At 56.7% G+C, this 15,150-nt stretch carries 16 protein-coding genes; 10 read left to right on the top strand and 6 right to left on the bottom strand.

Annotated elements, in window-relative coordinates; genetic code table 11:
* The first annotated feature begins 104 nt into the window (after positions 1 to 104).
* Positions 105 to 992, top strand: coding sequence for an SDR family NAD(P)-dependent oxidoreductase (locus MY069_RS09995; RefSeq protein ID WP_482793637.1), 888 nt, complete (start codon positions 105 to 107; stop codon positions 990 to 992).
* A 109-nt stretch (positions 993 to 1,101) separates the two neighbouring features.
* Here MY069_RS09995 and MY069_RS09990 read toward each other — a convergent pair whose 3' ends face one another.
* Positions 1,102 to 1,374, bottom strand: a complete 273-nt coding sequence (locus tag MY069_RS09990; RefSeq protein ID WP_482796696.1) for a hypothetical protein — start codon at positions 1,372 to 1,374, stop codon at positions 1,102 to 1,104.
* Between MY069_RS09990 and MY069_RS09985 the strand changes: the two genes are divergently transcribed.
* From MY069_RS09985 to MY069_RS09975, 3 genes are all read left to right on the top strand, one after another.
* Complete coding sequence (locus MY069_RS09985; RefSeq protein WP_482793636.1) at positions 1,373 to 2,329, top strand: DMT family transporter; 957 nt, start codon at positions 1,373 to 1,375, stop codon at positions 2,327 to 2,329. The two genes, MY069_RS09990 and MY069_RS09985, sit on opposite strands and share 2 nt — an antisense overlap.
* A 168-nt stretch (positions 2,330 to 2,497) precedes the next feature.
* Positions 2,498 to 3,883, top strand: coding sequence for a cysteine--tRNA ligase (gene cysS / locus MY069_RS09980; protein WP_482793635.1), 1,386 nt, complete (start codon positions 2,498 to 2,500; stop codon positions 3,881 to 3,883).
* A gap of 85 nt (positions 3,884 to 3,968) precedes the next feature.
* Positions 3,969 to 4,550, top strand: coding sequence for a class I SAM-dependent methyltransferase (locus tag MY069_RS09975; protein WP_482793634.1), 582 nt, complete (start codon positions 3,969 to 3,971; stop codon positions 4,548 to 4,550).
* Positions 4,551 to 4,557: 7 nt separating this feature from the next.
* Here the strand turns inward: MY069_RS09975 and MY069_RS09970 are convergent, their stop codons facing one another.
* Positions 4,558 to 4,749, bottom strand: coding sequence for a hypothetical protein (locus MY069_RS09970; RefSeq protein ID WP_482793633.1), 192 nt, complete (start codon positions 4,747 to 4,749; stop codon positions 4,558 to 4,560).
* A 285-nt stretch (positions 4,750 to 5,034) separates the two neighbouring features.
* On the opposite strand from MY069_RS09970, the gene MY069_RS09965 reads away from it, so the two are divergent.
* From MY069_RS09965 to MY069_RS09940, 6 genes are all read left to right on the top strand, one after another.
* Positions 5,035 to 5,733, top strand: a complete 699-nt coding sequence (locus MY069_RS09965; protein WP_482793632.1) for an exopolysaccharide biosynthesis protein — start codon at positions 5,035 to 5,037, stop codon at positions 5,731 to 5,733.
* Entirely contained in the window at positions 5,667 to 6,131 is a 465-nt protein-coding gene (locus tag MY069_RS09960; protein WP_482793631.1) for an iron-sulfur cluster assembly scaffold protein, read from the top strand. The genes MY069_RS09965 and MY069_RS09960 overlap by 67 nt, the downstream gene beginning before the upstream one ends.
* Positions 6,132 to 6,219: 88 nt before the next feature.
* Complete coding sequence (gene yidD / locus MY069_RS09955; RefSeq protein ID WP_482793630.1) at positions 6,220 to 6,546, top strand: membrane protein insertion efficiency factor YidD; 327 nt, start codon at positions 6,220 to 6,222, stop codon at positions 6,544 to 6,546.
* A gap of 13 nt (positions 6,547 to 6,559) precedes the next feature.
* A complete protein-coding gene (gene thrS, locus MY069_RS09950) occupies positions 6,560 to 8,536 on the top strand; it encodes a threonine--tRNA ligase (RefSeq protein ID WP_482793629.1) in 1,977 nt (658 codons plus the stop codon).
* Positions 8,537 to 9,820, top strand: a complete 1,284-nt coding sequence (locus tag MY069_RS09945; RefSeq protein ID WP_482793628.1) for an O-antigen ligase family protein — start codon at positions 8,537 to 8,539, stop codon at positions 9,818 to 9,820.
* Entirely contained in the window at positions 9,817 to 10,635 is an 819-nt protein-coding gene (locus MY069_RS09940) for a glycosyltransferase family 2 protein (RefSeq protein WP_482793627.1), read from the top strand. Before MY069_RS09945 ends, MY069_RS09940 begins: the two co-directional genes overlap by 4 nt.
* On the opposite strand, the gene MY069_RS09935 is transcribed toward MY069_RS09940, so the two are convergent.
* Genes MY069_RS09935 through MY069_RS09920 form a run of 4 tightly spaced genes read right to left on the bottom strand, consistent with a single transcriptional unit; the run spans position 10,624 to position 15,027 of the window.
* Complete coding sequence (locus MY069_RS09935; RefSeq protein WP_482793626.1) at positions 10,624 to 11,652, bottom strand: DUF4340 domain-containing protein; 1,029 nt, start codon at positions 11,650 to 11,652, stop codon at positions 10,624 to 10,626. The genes MY069_RS09940 and MY069_RS09935 overlap by 12 nt on opposite strands.
* Positions 11,649 to 13,541 carry a GldG family protein gene (locus MY069_RS09930; protein ID WP_482793625.1) on the bottom strand — a complete coding sequence of 631 codons (1,893 nt, stop codon included), beginning with the start codon at positions 13,539 to 13,541 and terminating at the stop codon, positions 11,649 to 11,651. Before MY069_RS09930 ends, MY069_RS09935 begins: the two co-directional genes overlap by 4 nt.
* A complete protein-coding gene (locus MY069_RS09925) occupies positions 13,538 to 14,305 on the bottom strand; it encodes an ABC transporter permease subunit (RefSeq protein WP_482793624.1) in 768 nt (255 codons plus the stop codon). The genes MY069_RS09930 and MY069_RS09925 overlap by 4 nt, the downstream gene beginning before the upstream one ends.
* On the bottom strand, positions 14,302 to 15,027 hold the full coding sequence (locus MY069_RS09920; protein ID WP_482793623.1) for an ABC transporter ATP-binding protein: 726 nt from the start codon (positions 15,025 to 15,027) through the stop codon (positions 14,302 to 14,304). Before MY069_RS09920 ends, MY069_RS09925 begins: the two co-directional genes overlap by 4 nt.
* Positions 15,028 to 15,150: the final 123 nt, after the last annotated feature.

Raw genomic sequence — 15,150 nt, 5'->3', positions numbered from 1 at the left:
TCGAACATGCCATTAAAACGGTTCGGCGATTAACGCGGCGGACCGTCTTGACGATACCCATCTGATCCCGCCCCATACTCCTAAAGACAGACAAGGAGGAATGCATGGCGGATTTAACAGGCAAGGTGGCGGTGATTACAGGCGCTGCGAGCGGCATCGGCGCCTCCGGTGTCGAAGTCTTCGTGAAGGCAGGTGCGCAAGTGGTCGCCGCTGACTTGCAAGACGATAAAGGGGCCGCGCTCGTGGCCCGATTTGGCGAAGACAAAGTCGCTTACCAGCATTGCGACGTCACCGACCCCAAATCACTGGAAGCGCTGATGCAGTCGGCTGTCGACACATTTGGCGGGCTCGACATTCTTTGGAACAATGCTGGCAGTGGCGGCACTTCAAGTTCGGTCGAAGAGCTCGATCTTGATGGCTATGATTTCACCATGGACCTGCTTTTAAAGTCAGTCTTTGCCGGAACTCATTTTGCCGTGCCGCACATGAAGGCGCGCGGCGGCGGCAGTGTGATCAATACCTCCTCTATTTCTGCGGTCTGTGCGGGGTATGCCCCGATCACTTATTCTGTCGCGAAAAAAGCCGTGGCGTATTTCTCAAAAATGGCCGCGGCCGAACTGTCCAAATACAAAATCCGGGTCAACGCAATCTTGCCAGGCTTTATCGCCACATCGATCTTCGGCGCCTCGCTCGGACTGTCGCGCGAACAGGCGGATCAAATGGCCGAAATGGTCGCTCAAGCGGGCGGCGCCATGCAGCCGATTGGGCGCACTGGCAAAGGCGCTGACATCGCCGAAATGGCGGCCTTCTTGAGTTCTGATACAGCCGGCTTTGTCACCGGTGGCGAGTTCGTGGTCGATGGCGGAATGACCGTCGGACCGCCGCATAGCTGGGATGATGAAATTGGCGGTCCACTCTTGGATGCGCTCGGGATTACGCCCGAACAGGCCGAGCAAATGGCAACAGCCATGCGCAGCGGACAGGGCAGTTAAACCGGTTGGAACGGAATTTAGCCCTCATCCTGAGCGAAGTCGGAGGACGAGGGCGGCGCGTATCACAAACACATCCTTCGACGTCGCTCAGCATGAGGACATGTTGGACTTAGGCCGCGAGGCCCGGAATTGCTTCCACCTGTTTGAGCAAATCTTCAGCGGTTGCAGATCGCGCGACTTCCGTGCCGCGATCATCAAATAGCACAAATTCGCCGTTTGACTTGCGCAACGGAAACCGGCGCCAGTGCGCGCGGGTGCGGTAGAGCGTGATTTCACTCGGCGCTTCGCCCGTGGCGGACCACCCAGTCCAAACATGATCCGCTGGAATAGAACGCCAAAGTTGGTCAATGGCGTTAAGGTCGGCAACAGAGAAGGTAGACATGTCAGACAAGGAGGAAGGATCCGGTTACCAAGGCGTTAAGACTGCGAAGCTTTCAGGGAACTTGCAAGGCGCGTTCCTAATGATCCTGTCAGGCGTCGGGTTCACAATCTATCTCCTTCTCAACAAGCTTCTATCCTCTGATGTTCACCCTGTCTTTTTGGCTTTTTGGCGAGCGTTTCTTGGCTTGGTCATGGCCATTCCATTTGTCGCCGCGATTGGTTTCTCCAAATTGCGGACCAAGCGACCCGGCTTATTGCTACTCCGCAGCCTCTCAGGGACGCTTGGCTTTACCCTCGCCATTGTCGCGGTGTCGGACTTTTTCACGCTGACCTTGGCCCAATTTAACGCGATCAGTTTTACGCGCCCGCTTTTTGTCACTCTGCTGGCCGCCATTGCATTGCGCGAATTTGTCGGTCCGCATCGTTGGGCAGCGTTGGTGGTTGGGTTCTTAGGCGTATTGGTGATGGTCATGCCTGGCCTGTTTTTCTTTTGGCAGCCAGGCGCGCTTGATCTCACAGGCTTTGACCTTGGCAGTTTGGTGGCACTGATCAGCGCGTTTGGACTTGCCGCCGCCATTGTCATGGTGAAATTTCTAAGCGCGGAGCTGCCTGCCATGGTCTTGCTGCTCTATGCCAATCTGCTTTCCAGCCTCCTCTTAGCACCCTTCGTCTATGTATTTTGGCAAGATGTCTCGCTCCAAGATTGGGGCTTGATCCTGGCCATGAGCGGGTTCGGGTTCGCCTCTCAATTCTGCTTCATCTATGCAATGAGCATTGGCGATGCGTCTTTCCTTTCACCGATGGACTATTTGCGCTTGCCCATGGCGGCGGCAGCAGACTTTTGGGTGTTCCGCTTGATCCCCGGAGTCAGCGTCTGGGTCGGCGCCGCGATCATCGTCGTCTCGACCTTCTATATTGGCTGGCGCGAACGCCGGAATGCCAAACTGAAGCGGTAAGCTTTAACCGGCCATTGCCAAATCTCATTTAGACGCCTAAGCCAGCGCCAATTGAAGGAGCCGGCGATGCTGAAGCACGTCATCTGTTGCGTCTGTATTTGCGGCTAAGACCCACCCGTCTTAGCCCCGCATCGCCTTGCCCTTTTTTCCCAGACAGACGAGCCTGACATGTCTATTCGCCTTTACGATACGCTGAGCCGCGAAAAGCGCGTTTTCAAACCTCAAGACCCAAACCGTGTGACCATGTATGTCTGCGGTCCGACGGTTTATAATCGCGCGCATATCGGCAATTTCCGGCCCGTCATTGTGTTCGATACTTTGTTTCGTTTGCTGCGCTCCGCCTATGGCGAAGATGCGGTCGTCTATGCGCGGAATGTAACCGATATCGAAGACAAGATCATCGCCGCCTCGCAAGACACGGGCGAGACGATTGAAGCGATCACCCAGAAATACGCCAAAATCTATGATCAGGACGCCGCAGCGGTGAAAGCCTTGCCGCCGACTGTGATTCCTTGGGCGACCGAACATGTTGGCGAAATGCTCGACATTATCGAAGCGCTGGAGCGTAAAGGTTATGCCTATGCAACGGAGGCCGGCGTGTTCTTCAACGTGCCGCAAATGAGCGATTATGGTCGGCTCTCCAAGCGCAACTTGAAAGATAATCAAGCCGGGGCTCGCGTGGATGTGGATCTCGGCAAACGCGACGCCGCTGATTTCGCGCTTTGGAAATTCGCCAAGCCAGGTGAGCCAGAAGACGCCATTTGGGACAGCAAATGGGGCCGGGGTCGACCAGGCTGGCACATTGAATGCTCAGCCATGGCAGCCAAACATCTCGGCAAAACAATCGACATTCATGGCGGCGGGATCGACTTGCAATTCCCGCATCATGAGAATGAAATCGCCCAATCAGAATGCGCCCATGGCGAGACCATGGCCAATTATTGGATGCATAATGGCTTCCTCGATATGGCCGGTGAGAAAATGTCGAAATCGCTCGGCAATGTCGTTTTGCTGAACGATTTGCTCAAAGACTGGGACGGCGAAGTGATCCGTTTTGCCATGCTGAGCGGTCATTATCGCGCGCCGCTCGATTGGACGACGGATTTGCTCGAGCAGGCCAAAGCGACGCTCAACCGGATTTATGGGTCGCTCCGCCGGGTCTGGGACGCGGAAGGCGGCCAAGCCCGCGATCGCGGTGTTCGGGACGCGTTGAAAGATGATCTCAACACGCCGATTGCGCTTGCGGAATTATCTCGCCTCTCTGGCGCTGCAAACGGCGCGGCGGACCGGAAAGATCAAGCCGCCATGGCGGAAGCGCGTGCCGACCTACTCGCAGCTGGCGCCTTGCTGGGGCTGTTGACCAATTCTCCGGCGGAATGGGAGCAAGGCGGTGACAGTGATGAGAATGCCCGCATCGATGCGCTGGTCGCGGCGCGGGTGCAAGCGCGCGCTGATAAGGACTGGGCCGAAGCCGACCGGATCCGCGATGAGCTCGCCGCGAAAGGTATTGAAATCATGGACGGCGCGACCGGCGCGACGTGGCGGCGGGTTTAGACGTCGCTATCTGACCGAGCCGCAGTCGACTGGTGTCCTCTTAGTCTAAATCCGTAAGGAGATAGCGGCGAAGGAGCGGCTAGAGATGCCCGATACGAATGATCCATCCAATGGCTATGACGCGATTGCGGACACATATATCCAGGTCCGAAGTCGAGCGGGGCGTGTCGTGGTGGCCGATTGGGCCAATAAACTTCCGAGTGGTGCCTCCGTATTGGACCTTGGTGCAGGATATGGCGAACCATACATGTCGGTCTTGTTGGATGCGGATTTGTCCATTTCAGCGATAGACGCTTCACCGAGCATGGTGTCCGCTTTTCGAATGCGGTTCCCCACAATCGACATTGCATGCGAGCCCGTGGAGAGCTCGCACTTTTTTAACAAGTCCTTCGATGCGGTGCTTGCAGTCGGATTGATTTTTTTGTTGCCAGAATCCGCGCAAAAGAAGCTCATCGAGAAAGTTGCCAAGGCTATGAAACCGGGAGGCAGGTTTCTAATGTCGGCACCCATCGAGGCTGGCACATGGGATGATCTGTTGACCTCCCGATTGTCCATTTCGCTCGGCGAGGACGTATATCGTGCGCAATTGAGCCGGGTGGGGTTCAGTCACATTGAAAACGTCAATGACGACGCCGGGTCTCACTATTATAGCGCTGTAAAGGAATGATGCCGGTTTAGGCGCTGCGCGGTTCACGCATTTCTAATGCGGCGCGGCGCAAAGCCGCTTCCGCTGTGGTTAGGCTCGCTTCGAGGTCTTGCAACGTCTCTTTCGACACATGCAATATCTCGTCTTTGGCCCAAACCACGGCGCGCAACATGTCTGCGATATATTCTATATCGGTCGAGCCTAGCGTCTGTTCACTCATTATACGTCCCTCGGCGAACTCTTTCGCCTAAATCGCGAGGGGGCCCTACAGGTTTCCCGTGAACAGGGAAACGGCTCTTTTGCAGCACCCAGCAAATAATTACAGTTGAACTATGTCGTTTCACTCCGAAGACCAGACAAAATCGCAAAAATATTTACTGAAATCACAGTATACTAACGCCCTCCACATCACGAATTTTGACCTTATCGGTAAGTACAGGCATTGTGCGGCCCTGGCGTCGGCAAACAAATTGTCAGGCCTAACGCTTTTAGCGTAAACAGCCCCATGACTCAGGTCCGAAACCTCCGTACGCTTTTACAATCGCTCTGCTCTGAGACCGATGGCGAGACGGTTTCGGTTGGGGATTTGCTAAATGCGGTTGGGCGGCGCTCTTATGGACCGGTTATTCTCTTGCTTGGCTTTATCGCGATTAGCCCGCTGACGATTATTCCAGGCGCGAATGTATTAGTGGCGCTGATCACGTTGATCTTTGCTATGCAAATGGTCATCGGGCGACCCTATCCCTGGATCCCACGGAAGGCCCTGGAATTCAGCTTTCCGCGCAAGCATATGGTGGCGGGGGTCGCGATGGCGGATAAATATGTCGCGCAAGTGGACCGGTTTCTGAAACCGCGCTTGGTGTTTCTAACAAGACCGCCCTTTGTAAACCTTGTCGCGCTCGCTTGCGTCGGCGCCGCGCTCGTAACGCTGCCGCTATCCTTTGTGCCGCTCGGTCCGGTCATCCCCAGCCTGGCCATCTTACTCTTTGGCCTCGCGATTACCGCGCGCGATGGGTTTGTGATTGTGCTCGCCGGCGCCAGCCTGGTGGGTGCGTGTTATGTTCTGATGCGCGTTTGGGCACTTCTGCCCTTCGTCCAGGGCTTGATTTTAGGGCGGTTCAGCGCGACATGGGCCTCATGGTCGATCTATACCACAACCGCGTCCTCGAACTGGCAGCCGACATTCCCAATGTCGGATCGCTAGCCGATGCGCACGGATCAGCGACCAAAGTCTCTCGCATTTGCGGCTCTACCGTGCGCGTCGATGTCAAACTCGCAGACGATGGTGAGACCGTTACAGCCATCGCCGTCGACCCAAAAGCCTGCGCCCTCGGCCAAGCCGCGACGGCGATCCTTGCCGAGCACGCCATCGGCGCGACTTATGCCGAGCTGGTCGAAGTACGGGACGCTTTAAAAGCGATGCTCAAAGATGGCGCTGAACCGCCAAAAGGCAGATTCTGGGAGTTGCGCCACCTGGAAGGCGTTCGCGATTATCCGCCACGCCACGCTTCGACCATGTTGGCTTTTGAAGCGATCTTGGACGCCATCGAGACCACCCGAACCAGTCGGGCTGCGGCAGCTGACGCGCTGCCCGCGGCCTAACTCAGCGCACATCAGGGCCAGCGCCCTATTCGCCTGAGGTCAAAGCGTTTAAACCCGTTTTCAAGGAATCAATTGGGACACCCGTCTAATGTCCGGCTTTCGCCGCTCTCTCATGTACGGACTGCTTCGAGTCTATAAACTGACTCTCTCTCCGGTCTTCATGCTGTTTGGCATTCGCTGCCGGCATGAACCGACTTGCAGTCAATATTGTGCCGAATGCGTTTCACGCCACGGTTTTTGGAGAGGCGGATGGATGTCGCTGGCACGGTTTCAGCGATGTCGGCCCGGCGGTTCGCGCGGCTATGATCCGGTTCCACTGAAAACAGAACACACCCCCTTTTGGGCACCTTGGCGTTACGGAGATTGGGCTTTGACAGAACGCCCATTTCCTGGTCATGGGCCTGATAAGAAATGAAAAGACGACGAAGATGATTAAAGTCACGCTTCCAGACGGCGCCGTACGAGAATACGAAGACGGTGCGCGTCCTTATGATGTCGCGGTGAGTATCTCAAACTCACTCGCGAAAAAAGCGCTCGCAGCGAAAGTTGATGGCGAGCTCTATGACCTGATGCGCCCTCTTGAGGGCGATGTTGAGCTCGCCTTGGTCACGGCGAAGGATCCAGAAGGGTTAGAGCTGATCCGCCATGATGCGGCGCACATTCTCGCCCAAGCGGTTCAAGAAATGTATCCCGGCACACAGGTCACAATTGGGCCCGTGATCGATGATGGATTCTATTACGACTTCGCCAGAGAAGAGCCATTCTCGTCAGAAGACTTCGAGAAAATCGAAAAGAAAATGGCCGAGATTGTCGATGCCGATTATCCGATCGTGCGCGAAGTTTGGGACAAGGACCAAGCCATCGAGACATTCAAATCGATCGGCGAGGATTACAAAGCTCAGATCATTGATGACATCATCCCGCCCGGCGAGGCGATTACGGTCTATAAGCAAGGCGATTGGTTCGACTTGTGCCGCGGGCCGCATTTGCCGAGCACTGGCAAATTGCCAAAAGCGTTCAAGCTGATGAAGCTGGCCGGTGCCTATTGGCGCGGCGACAGCAATAATGAAATGCTACAGCGCATGTACGGCACGGCTTGGACCAATGAGAAAGAGCTCAAGGCCTATTTGAATCGCTTGGAAGAAGCGGAAAAGCGCGATCATCGTAAGCTCGCGACACAGCTCGATCTGTTCCACCTCGATGGTGAAGCCGCCGCCGGGTCTGTGTTCTGGCACCCGAAAGGCTTCCAGGTTTGGTTGCAGGTCGAGGCCTATATCCGTCGGCGCCTTGCCGAGGAAGGCTATGATGAGATCAAGACACCGCAGCTAATGGACGCCGCGCAATGGGAGAAGTCCGGCCACTGGGGCAAGTTCCGCGAGAACATGTTCGTCGTGCCCGACTTCATTCCCGATGGCGAAGGTGAGGTGAAAGTCCCCGCCGACGCGAAACTGATGGCGATTAAGCCGATGAACTGCCCGGCACATGTCGAAGTATTCAAATCGGGCCAGAAATCCTATCGCGATCTGCCATTGCGGCTCGCGGAGTTCGGCTGCTGCCACCGCAACGAACCGCACGGCGCCCTGCACGGCATTATGCGTGTCCGCCAATTCACCCAGGATGACGCGCACATTTTCTGTCGCGAGGATCAAATCATCTCAGAGACAGAGCGTTTTTGCGCTTTGTTACAAAGCGTCTATGACGATTTCGGTTTTACGGATGTCGCCGTCAAACTCTCGACACGGCCAGACGTCCGCGCTGGTTCTGACGAGATTTGGGATCGCGCTGAGGCCGATCTTGAAGAAGCGATCAAACATACCGGCCTGCCCTATGAGATCATGCCGGGCGAAGGCGCATTTTATGGGCCGAAACTCGAGTTCCAACTCACCGACGCGATTGGCCGAGTCTGGCAATGTGGAACGTTGCAACTTGATTTCGTATTGCCCGAACGGCTTGGCGCGGAATATACGGCCGAAAGCGGCGAGAAGGCACGTCCGGTCATGCTTCACCGCGCGATCCTCGGATCGATGGAGCGGTTCCTTGGCATCCTGATTGAGGAATTTTCAGGTGCATTCCCGCTCTGGTTAGCGCCCGTGCAAGTCGTTGTCGCGACGATTTCGGAGAGCTCTGACGCTTATGCCGAACAGGTCGCCGAAGAGCTACGCGCGGCTGGCTTACGGGTCGAAACCGATCTTCGGTCAGAGAAGATCAATTACAAAGTACGTGAACACTCGGTGCAAAAAGTGCCGGTGATCGCGGTGGTTGGTCAGCGTGAAGCCGAAGAGCGAAAGATGGCACTCCGCCGGTTTGGTTCGAAGGCGCAAGAAATCGTGACGCTCGATGAAGGCAAAGCGATGCTCGTGCAAGAAGCGCTCGCGCCTGATCTTAAGCGCGAAGAGATCGCCTAAATGCGTTTGGGCCAGCGAACGTTCGCGCCGATCCTTGCGGCCATGCTCGTTCTCTGGCCCATCATCGCTTATATGGGTGCGCAGGGTTATTCGGCCGCAGTCGCGATCGCGGCGCTTTTGGGCCTGTTCTTCGCCCGCCGTCCGGACATTGATCGTCTATTCCTAACTGGGACGGCCTTTGCGCTTTGGGTCGTCATCGCAAGTCTCTGGGGGCCGGATGCCGAGGGCCTATTTGTGGGTGATGTCGGGTCCGGATCGTTCTCGCTCGAAATGCCGGGCATCCGATTTGCGCTGACTGCGCTCGCAGGCTTAGGGGTTTTTGTTGCGCTTCAGTCTGTTGGTTCTGGCGCGGCGACCCGAAGTTTAAAGGTTATTGTTGGCGCCGGATGGGTGCAATTTGGCGGTGTCGTCATCACCGCTCTGTTCATGGCGCAAGTGCTAGCGCTGCTCGCGCCGATCAGCGATCCAGTGAGCGAAATGCCGCAAAACATCATGCGAAACGCCAATGCGTTTTTGATGCTTTTACCGTTTTTGCTGGCTTGGCTGTGGCAGCGCGGCCCCGCACCAAAATCAACCTATATGGCGATTGCGCTTGGGGCTGTTTCCTTCCTGGCATTTGCCCTCACCGGCACCCAGACCGCTTTGATGGGCGTCGGTCTCATGCTGGTCACGATGGCAATCGTAAAACGCTACCAAGAAGGCGGGTTCAAGATCATATTTGGTACCCTTGCCGCCTATGTCCTAGCCGCGCCCCTGATTTTCTCGGGCTTGATCGCACGGCTGCGCGACCTTGGCATTCCGCTGCCAAAATCCTTCTTTTCGCGGTCTTATTCATGGGAGCTGGTCGGCACCAAGATCGCCGAGTCGCCGATTATCGGACATGGGCCCGAAGCCTCGCAAGGGTGGCAAGACAAATTTGGGGATCACCCAGAATGGCTCGCTGATGCCAGCGCGCGCTATGGGGCCGAATATGCTTGGGAAGTCTATCGGGTCATACCCAGCCACCCCCACAATATGTCGCTGCAAGTCTGGGCCGAGACAGGCTTGATCGGCGCCGCGCTGGTTGCCGCTTTTTTGGTCTTTCTAGGCTGGCGCTTGCCGCCCCCTTCGGCATGGACCTCAATCTCGCGCTATGCTGCTGCGGGCCTGATTGGTGTCTGTGTCGCGATTTGCAGTTTCGCCTACAGCATGTGGAATGAGGCCTTTTGGGGATCGGTAATCTTGGCGGCGGCGGTGATTTATTTACAAGCCCGCCATGACGGACAGACCAGCGAGGCGGCATGACCAGTGTTTCCGTCATTGTCGTGACTTATAAAACAGGCGTGCGGTTGAAAGAGTGCCTCTATGCGCTCAGCGCCGATCCGGATGTGGGTGACGTGGTCATTGTCGACAATGGCAATCCGCCGGACATGCTAGACTGGTTGAGGGCGTTTGAAGCCAAATGCGACACAGTCAGTCTGATCACGGGACATGGCAATATCGGCTTTGGCGCTGGCGTAAATCTCGGGGTTAAAACCACCGCGCAGGAGCAAATCCTGGTAATTAATCCAGATGCCGTGATTCGGCGCGGGTCAGTTCCATCGATGCAGAGCGTTGCTGCAGTCCTGCCAACCCCCTGGATTGTTGGCGGAAAAATCTTCGATCTGTGGGGGCACGAGACTCGCGGTGCCCGGCGTCGAGAATTGACCCTCTGGCGCGCCGCAGCCAGCCTGGCGGGGATGAACACTTGGACTCTAGAACAAACACCGCCGCCGGAGCACGCGGTTGAAATGCCAGTTATTTCCGGCGCGTTCTTTCTCACCTCAAAAGCCAGTCTGGCGGTGTTGGACGGATTTGATGAAGCCTATTTTCTGCATGTCGAGGATGTGGATCTCTGTCGCCGCTGCCGCGAAGCGGGCGGCACTGTGATGTATGATCCAAACGCGGGTGCGCTGCATTTTGGATCGACCTCCGACGCCTCATCAAAAACGGTGGCGAAGCATAAAGCCGATAGTTTGGTGACGTATTTCAGGAAGTTCGCGCGGTCGCCACTTGAGAAAATGCTGGTAGCGATCGCGATGCCCGTTATGCGGATCGGCATGCGCTTATCAGGGCGCTAAGGGCGCGGGCTCAACAATGCTGGTCACGCTAGGGGTTAAGTCCTGGAAATCATAATCTGAAATCCGAAACGCCCAACCCTCGGCCTTGGCGTTGATGGCCTCTGCGCGCCTTGCCCCTTCACCAGCTTCAACCGCGCGGAGGGTCACCCAAAACCCGTTCGGCTCGCGAAAGGCCTGTAAATCAATCTCGAGCCCATCAAAGGTCTCGCTGATATGCCGCGCGATTGGCGCATTGATCAAATCTGCGGCCGGTTTCACATCTTGAGGTGTCAGGCGCGTGATGGCTAAAGCGGTAGATGAGGCCGCAAGGCGAGAGATCAGACGATCATTCTGGTTGGGCGGCGCCGGCCGGAAACTGCGCGCATCATTACCTTCCGCGCGCCGCAAGTAGAGCGATCGATTCGACGAATCTGTAATACGAACTGAGCGGATCGCAGCTGGATCTATTTCCGCTATGCTGAGATCCAACCATGCGCGGCGATTGTAGAAGGGCGGCAGCGACCCATCCGCACGGAACGTCTGGGTCTCGCCGGGATTGCGGACGTATAGATCTTCATTTTTGCGCCCGATGACCACGCTTTGAGTCAGCGCATTCTCTGGACCAAAGACTTCCAAAAGGACGCCATTGCCGCCCTCGGTCGGATCCCCAAGTCCGAGCCGGTCATGCTTATACGGATCATCGGTTCGGCGGACATCAAAGCTGAGCGTTTCGAGCCCACCCGCTAGCTCCGCAATACGATCTCTGCGCACTGGATAACCGCCAGTCTCTGCCATCACCCATCCCGCCGCCGTGCGTTCCAGCGTGTAACTTTCATCCGCCAATGTGAACCGAATGCGCTGGGCCTCGGCGCGTTGCGCCCCAAAACCCGCCAAGATCGGCTCGCCCATGCGATTATGGGACGCGCTTGGCGGACTTGTGGTTAAGTGGGTCAGGCCGAGTAAGACCCAAAGTCCGACCGCGACAACAAGCAAGATCAGAACAGATTTCCGGCGGCTATTTTGATGGATCCTGCTCATGCTTCCGACCCTCTCCGTTGCCGGAAAAACAGAAGCAATCCCAAAGCGCCCATGAGCAGCGGCCCGGTCAGTATGGTGAATAGACGCAGCTGCAGTTCAAGTTGATCGATGTCAGATCGAAAATCCCGTTCGATTTGCCGCAACCGGCTCCGCGTTGTGACGATGTCGTCCCGCAAGCGCGCAAGCTCGTCGCGTTCGGCTTCGCTGAGTTCGGCATTGATATCGCCATCAAAGAAGCCGCCCGTGGCGCCAACCGTTTGTAATTCCTCAAGCCTCTGCTGCGACACAGCGAGGCGGCTTTCGAGACGCGCTTGCTCACTGAAGAATTGTGCTTGAGCTTCTTCTCGCATGCGGTCGACCGTTTCCATAGCCCGCCGCCCCGGGGCGCGGGCGCGCAGACTCATTAATTCAGAGCCGCCCGAGAGGCTATCAAGCGCGTTCAAGATGAAGGTCGCATTGTCGGCAAACGCGATACCGCTTTGCAAGTCGAGATAGAGGCCGTCATCAAGCATATCAGCATCAGACAGGATGATGATATCTGCATCCACAGCGCTAGTGGTCATATGCGGCGGCGCTTCCGCGGCAGCAGCGCGCGCAAGTTCCGCATAGATCGGATCATCTGGAATATCGGGCAAAGGCGCACCGTCTGGAAAAGCGCTAATCAGGGGCCCAGAAACCCGGACAGCCAGGGGCGCAGGCCCAAGATCGCTGGCTTGATACAGCCCAATCGCGTCACCAGCAGAAATCTCAACAGCGGCGCGCTCAGCTGGAATGGCGCTGGGGGCAGGGCCTGTTTGCATCAAAATTTCACGCGTGCCCGGCGCTCCATCGGACAAGATCAACCGACCCGGCGCGCCGAGATTGACCGTTCGGCCAAGATCCGCGGTGACAATGCTGTCGCGCGACATCAAGCTTGGCGGCACCGCCAGAAAGAGCGGGTGTTGCAGAACCGTGGTCCGGCCCTCACCGGCATCTGCCTCAATCGAAAGCGCTGTTTCCGTGTCAGCGACCGCATCATCGGCGAGGCGCACGCCCCAGACCGCAACAAAGTGATCTAAATCAGATCGGATCTGGCGGTTCGTCATATTGAACGGCCCCGTGCCTTGCGCCGTCTTCGCCGCAGGATCGAGCAGGATCAGCGCCCGGCCGGTCCGCAGGATAAATTGGTCTATCTGCCAGAGCTGCCAAGGCGTCAGTTCTGGCGGATGGACCAGCATGAGGACATCGATTTCACCGGGCAGCTCGACGAAATTCTCTTCGATCAGCTCAACCGTGAACGTCTTCGCCATTTCGCGGCGCAAAGAATAGCCCGCCTCATCGGTCAGCGCGCTCATACCGGGCAGTGTGGACAGTAGGCCCACGCGCGCCGGTTCTGGCCGATCGAGCCGGGCAATCATGCGCGTGACATCATATTCGAGACTGGTCTCTTGCTCAGGCGCCAAAAACGGGATGACGCGCTCATCATCAACCGCATTGCGACCGATCAGACCGAAATACAGCGGGTCGCCGCCATTCGTGTCGACCGCGACAAGGCCGGCAGCCAGAGCCTCGTCCTCGGCTTCAGAGAAGGGTGCAGGATCAATCTCGCGTAAGCGAATATCGGCGCCGCCAAGGGTCGCATAAGCTTCGAGCAATTCGCGGACCCGCACGGCATAAGCGCGAACGGCTGGAAACTCTTGGCCGACGCTGCGCGTGTAAACAAATGTAAGATCAATCGGTTCTGACAAGGAGGACAGGGTCGATTTGGTGCCATCTGAAAGCGTGTAGAGATTGTTCTCAGTGAAATCTGCGCGGGCACCAGCCAACATCGATTGCGCGAGCAAGTTCGCGGCGGCGAAGATTGCCGCCAACAAAAAAGTCGCGGCAATAAGATAACGGCGCGGGCTCATTGAGCACCTCCCCGTCTGTGGCCGATAAACAGCGTGTTGAGCGTGATGCACACCGCAATAAAGCCAAAATAGAAAAATAGGCCGCGCAGCTCGAGCACGCCGCGCTGGGCGGTTTCAAAATGCGTGACGAAGGAAAATTGCGCGACGGCGTCTCCAGCTTCAGGTCCGAGGGCGCTTGCAATCGCGCCTGAAACAAGCGGCCAGCCCGCAGCGGTTAGAATGAACGCCACCAGCACACCGATAATGAAGGCAAGCACCGCGCTTCTGGTCAAAGCCGACACCGCTGCACCAATGGCGAGATAAGCCCCGGCCATGATCAGGCTCATGAAATAGGTCAGCGCAATGGCTGGATTATCGGCCGGGCCGAGCACATTCACGGCGATCCACCAGGGAAAGGTCAAAACAAGCGCCAGTGCCGCGACCGTCCATGCCGCCAGGAGTTTGCCAATCACCAATCCTGACAGACTGACCGGTAAAGACAGTAATAGTTCTGAAGTGCCTTGGTTGACCTCGTCGGCCCAGAGCCGCATCGCGAGCGCCGGCATGAACAACATGAAGAGCCAAGGATGCCAGTAGAAGAAGGGGCCAAGATCCGCCGCGCCCGTATCGAAGAAGCGGGAAAGATCCCAGGTAAAGATGCCGAGCACCAAGAGAAAGATCGCGACAAATACATAAGCTAGCGGCGTCGCGAAATAGGCAGAGATCTCGCGCCGCCAAGCCGCGCGGATGCCGGTAAACAGTCCATGCCAATCGATCGCGATCATGACGCGACCACGCGACTATCAGCGAGATCAATAAACGCTTCTTCCAGTCCGCCCGGTTTGCTTTTCGCCAGATTCTCCGGCGTTTCATCAGCAACCACACGGCCTTTGTCGATCACAATCACGCGCGAACACATGGCGGGCACTTCGTCCAAAGTGTGGGTTGAGATCAGGATCGCTTTTTCCGGTGCCATTCGCGCCACCAGCGCCCTCACGGCGCGCTTTTGGATCGGGTCGAGGCCATCAGTTGGTTCATCCAGCAAGAGCACTGGCGGATCATGGATCAGCGCCGCCGCAAGGCCGACCCGCCTACGATACCCTTTAGAGAGCGAAGCAATTCGTTGTCCTGTCACATTGGCGATCCGGGCATCGGCAATCACGCGATCGACAGCGTTCTTTCGCTCACCACGTTTCAAATCATGCGCATCGGCCATGAAGCGTAGAAATGTGAGCGGCGTCATATCGCGATAAAGCGGCGCGCCTTCAGGGAGGTAGCCAATTTGGCTCTGCGCCGCGCGACGGGCTGAGGTAATCGAATGACCATTGACGATCGCGTCGCCAGTATCGGGCTCAAGCACGCCAGCAATCATTCGCATTGTTGTCGATTTACCCGCGCCGTTCTGGCCGAGAAAGCCGAGCACTTCGCCTTTCTCCAAAGCAAAGCTCAAGCCGGCCACTGCGACATGATCTTCAAACGCTTTTTCCAGATTTTGAAGCTCGAGCATTTATGGGTCGCAGTCTGTTACCAGAAGTCGGTTAACCTCATTCGTTAGCGCAGGCCAGTAAAGGGATCACCAAGCACGTGCAGCTAAATTTCTGTTCATGCATAGCGAACCATTCTCTTTTCG

The organism is Hyphomonas sp. ske169 (assembly GCF_056850855.1).
Note: the sequence above shows the minus strand (reverse complement) of the source record. Positions and strands in the feature narration are given on the sequence as shown.

Coding starts and splice junctions, on each gene's coding strand:
- MY069_RS09995 (WP_482793637.1), top strand. CDS start 105: ATGGCGGATTTAACAGGCAAGGTGGCGGTGATTACAGGCGCTGCGAGC.
- MY069_RS09985 (WP_482793636.1), top strand. CDS start 1,373: ATGTCAGACAAGGAGGAAGGATCCGGTTACCAAGGCGTTAAGACTGCG.
- MY069_RS09990 (WP_482796696.1), bottom strand. CDS start 1,374: ATGTCTACCTTCTCTGTTGCCGACCTTAACGCCATTGACCAACTTTGG.
- cysS (WP_482793635.1), top strand. CDS start 2,498: ATGTCTATTCGCCTTTACGATACGCTGAGCCGCGAAAAGCGCGTTTTC.
- MY069_RS09975 (WP_482793634.1), top strand. CDS start 3,969: ATGCCCGATACGAATGATCCATCCAATGGCTATGACGCGATTGCGGAC.
- MY069_RS09970 (WP_482793633.1), bottom strand. CDS start 4,749: ATGAGTGAACAGACGCTAGGCTCGACCGATATAGAATATATCGCAGAC.
- MY069_RS09965 (WP_482793632.1), top strand. CDS start 5,035: ATGACTCAGGTCCGAAACCTCCGTACGCTTTTACAATCGCTCTGCTCT.
- MY069_RS09960 (WP_482793631.1), top strand. CDS start 5,667: ATGGTCGATCTATACCACAACCGCGTCCTCGAACTGGCAGCCGACATT.
- yidD (WP_482793630.1), top strand. CDS start 6,220: ATGTCCGGCTTTCGCCGCTCTCTCATGTACGGACTGCTTCGAGTCTAT.
- thrS (WP_482793629.1), top strand. CDS start 6,560: ATGATTAAAGTCACGCTTCCAGACGGCGCCGTACGAGAATACGAAGAC.
- MY069_RS09945 (WP_482793628.1), top strand. CDS start 8,537: ATGCGTTTGGGCCAGCGAACGTTCGCGCCGATCCTTGCGGCCATGCTC.
- MY069_RS09940 (WP_482793627.1), top strand. CDS start 9,817: ATGACCAGTGTTTCCGTCATTGTCGTGACTTATAAAACAGGCGTGCGG.
- MY069_RS09935 (WP_482793626.1), bottom strand. CDS start 11,652: ATGAGCAGGATCCATCAAAATAGCCGCCGGAAATCTGTTCTGATCTTG.
- MY069_RS09930 (WP_482793625.1), bottom strand. CDS start 13,541: ATGAGCCCGCGCCGTTATCTTATTGCCGCGACTTTTTTGTTGGCGGCA.
- MY069_RS09925 (WP_482793624.1), bottom strand. CDS start 14,305: ATGATCGCGATCGATTGGCATGGACTGTTTACCGGCATCCGCGCGGCT.
- MY069_RS09920 (WP_482793623.1), bottom strand. CDS start 15,027: ATGCTCGAGCTTCAAAATCTGGAAAAAGCGTTTGAAGATCATGTCGCA.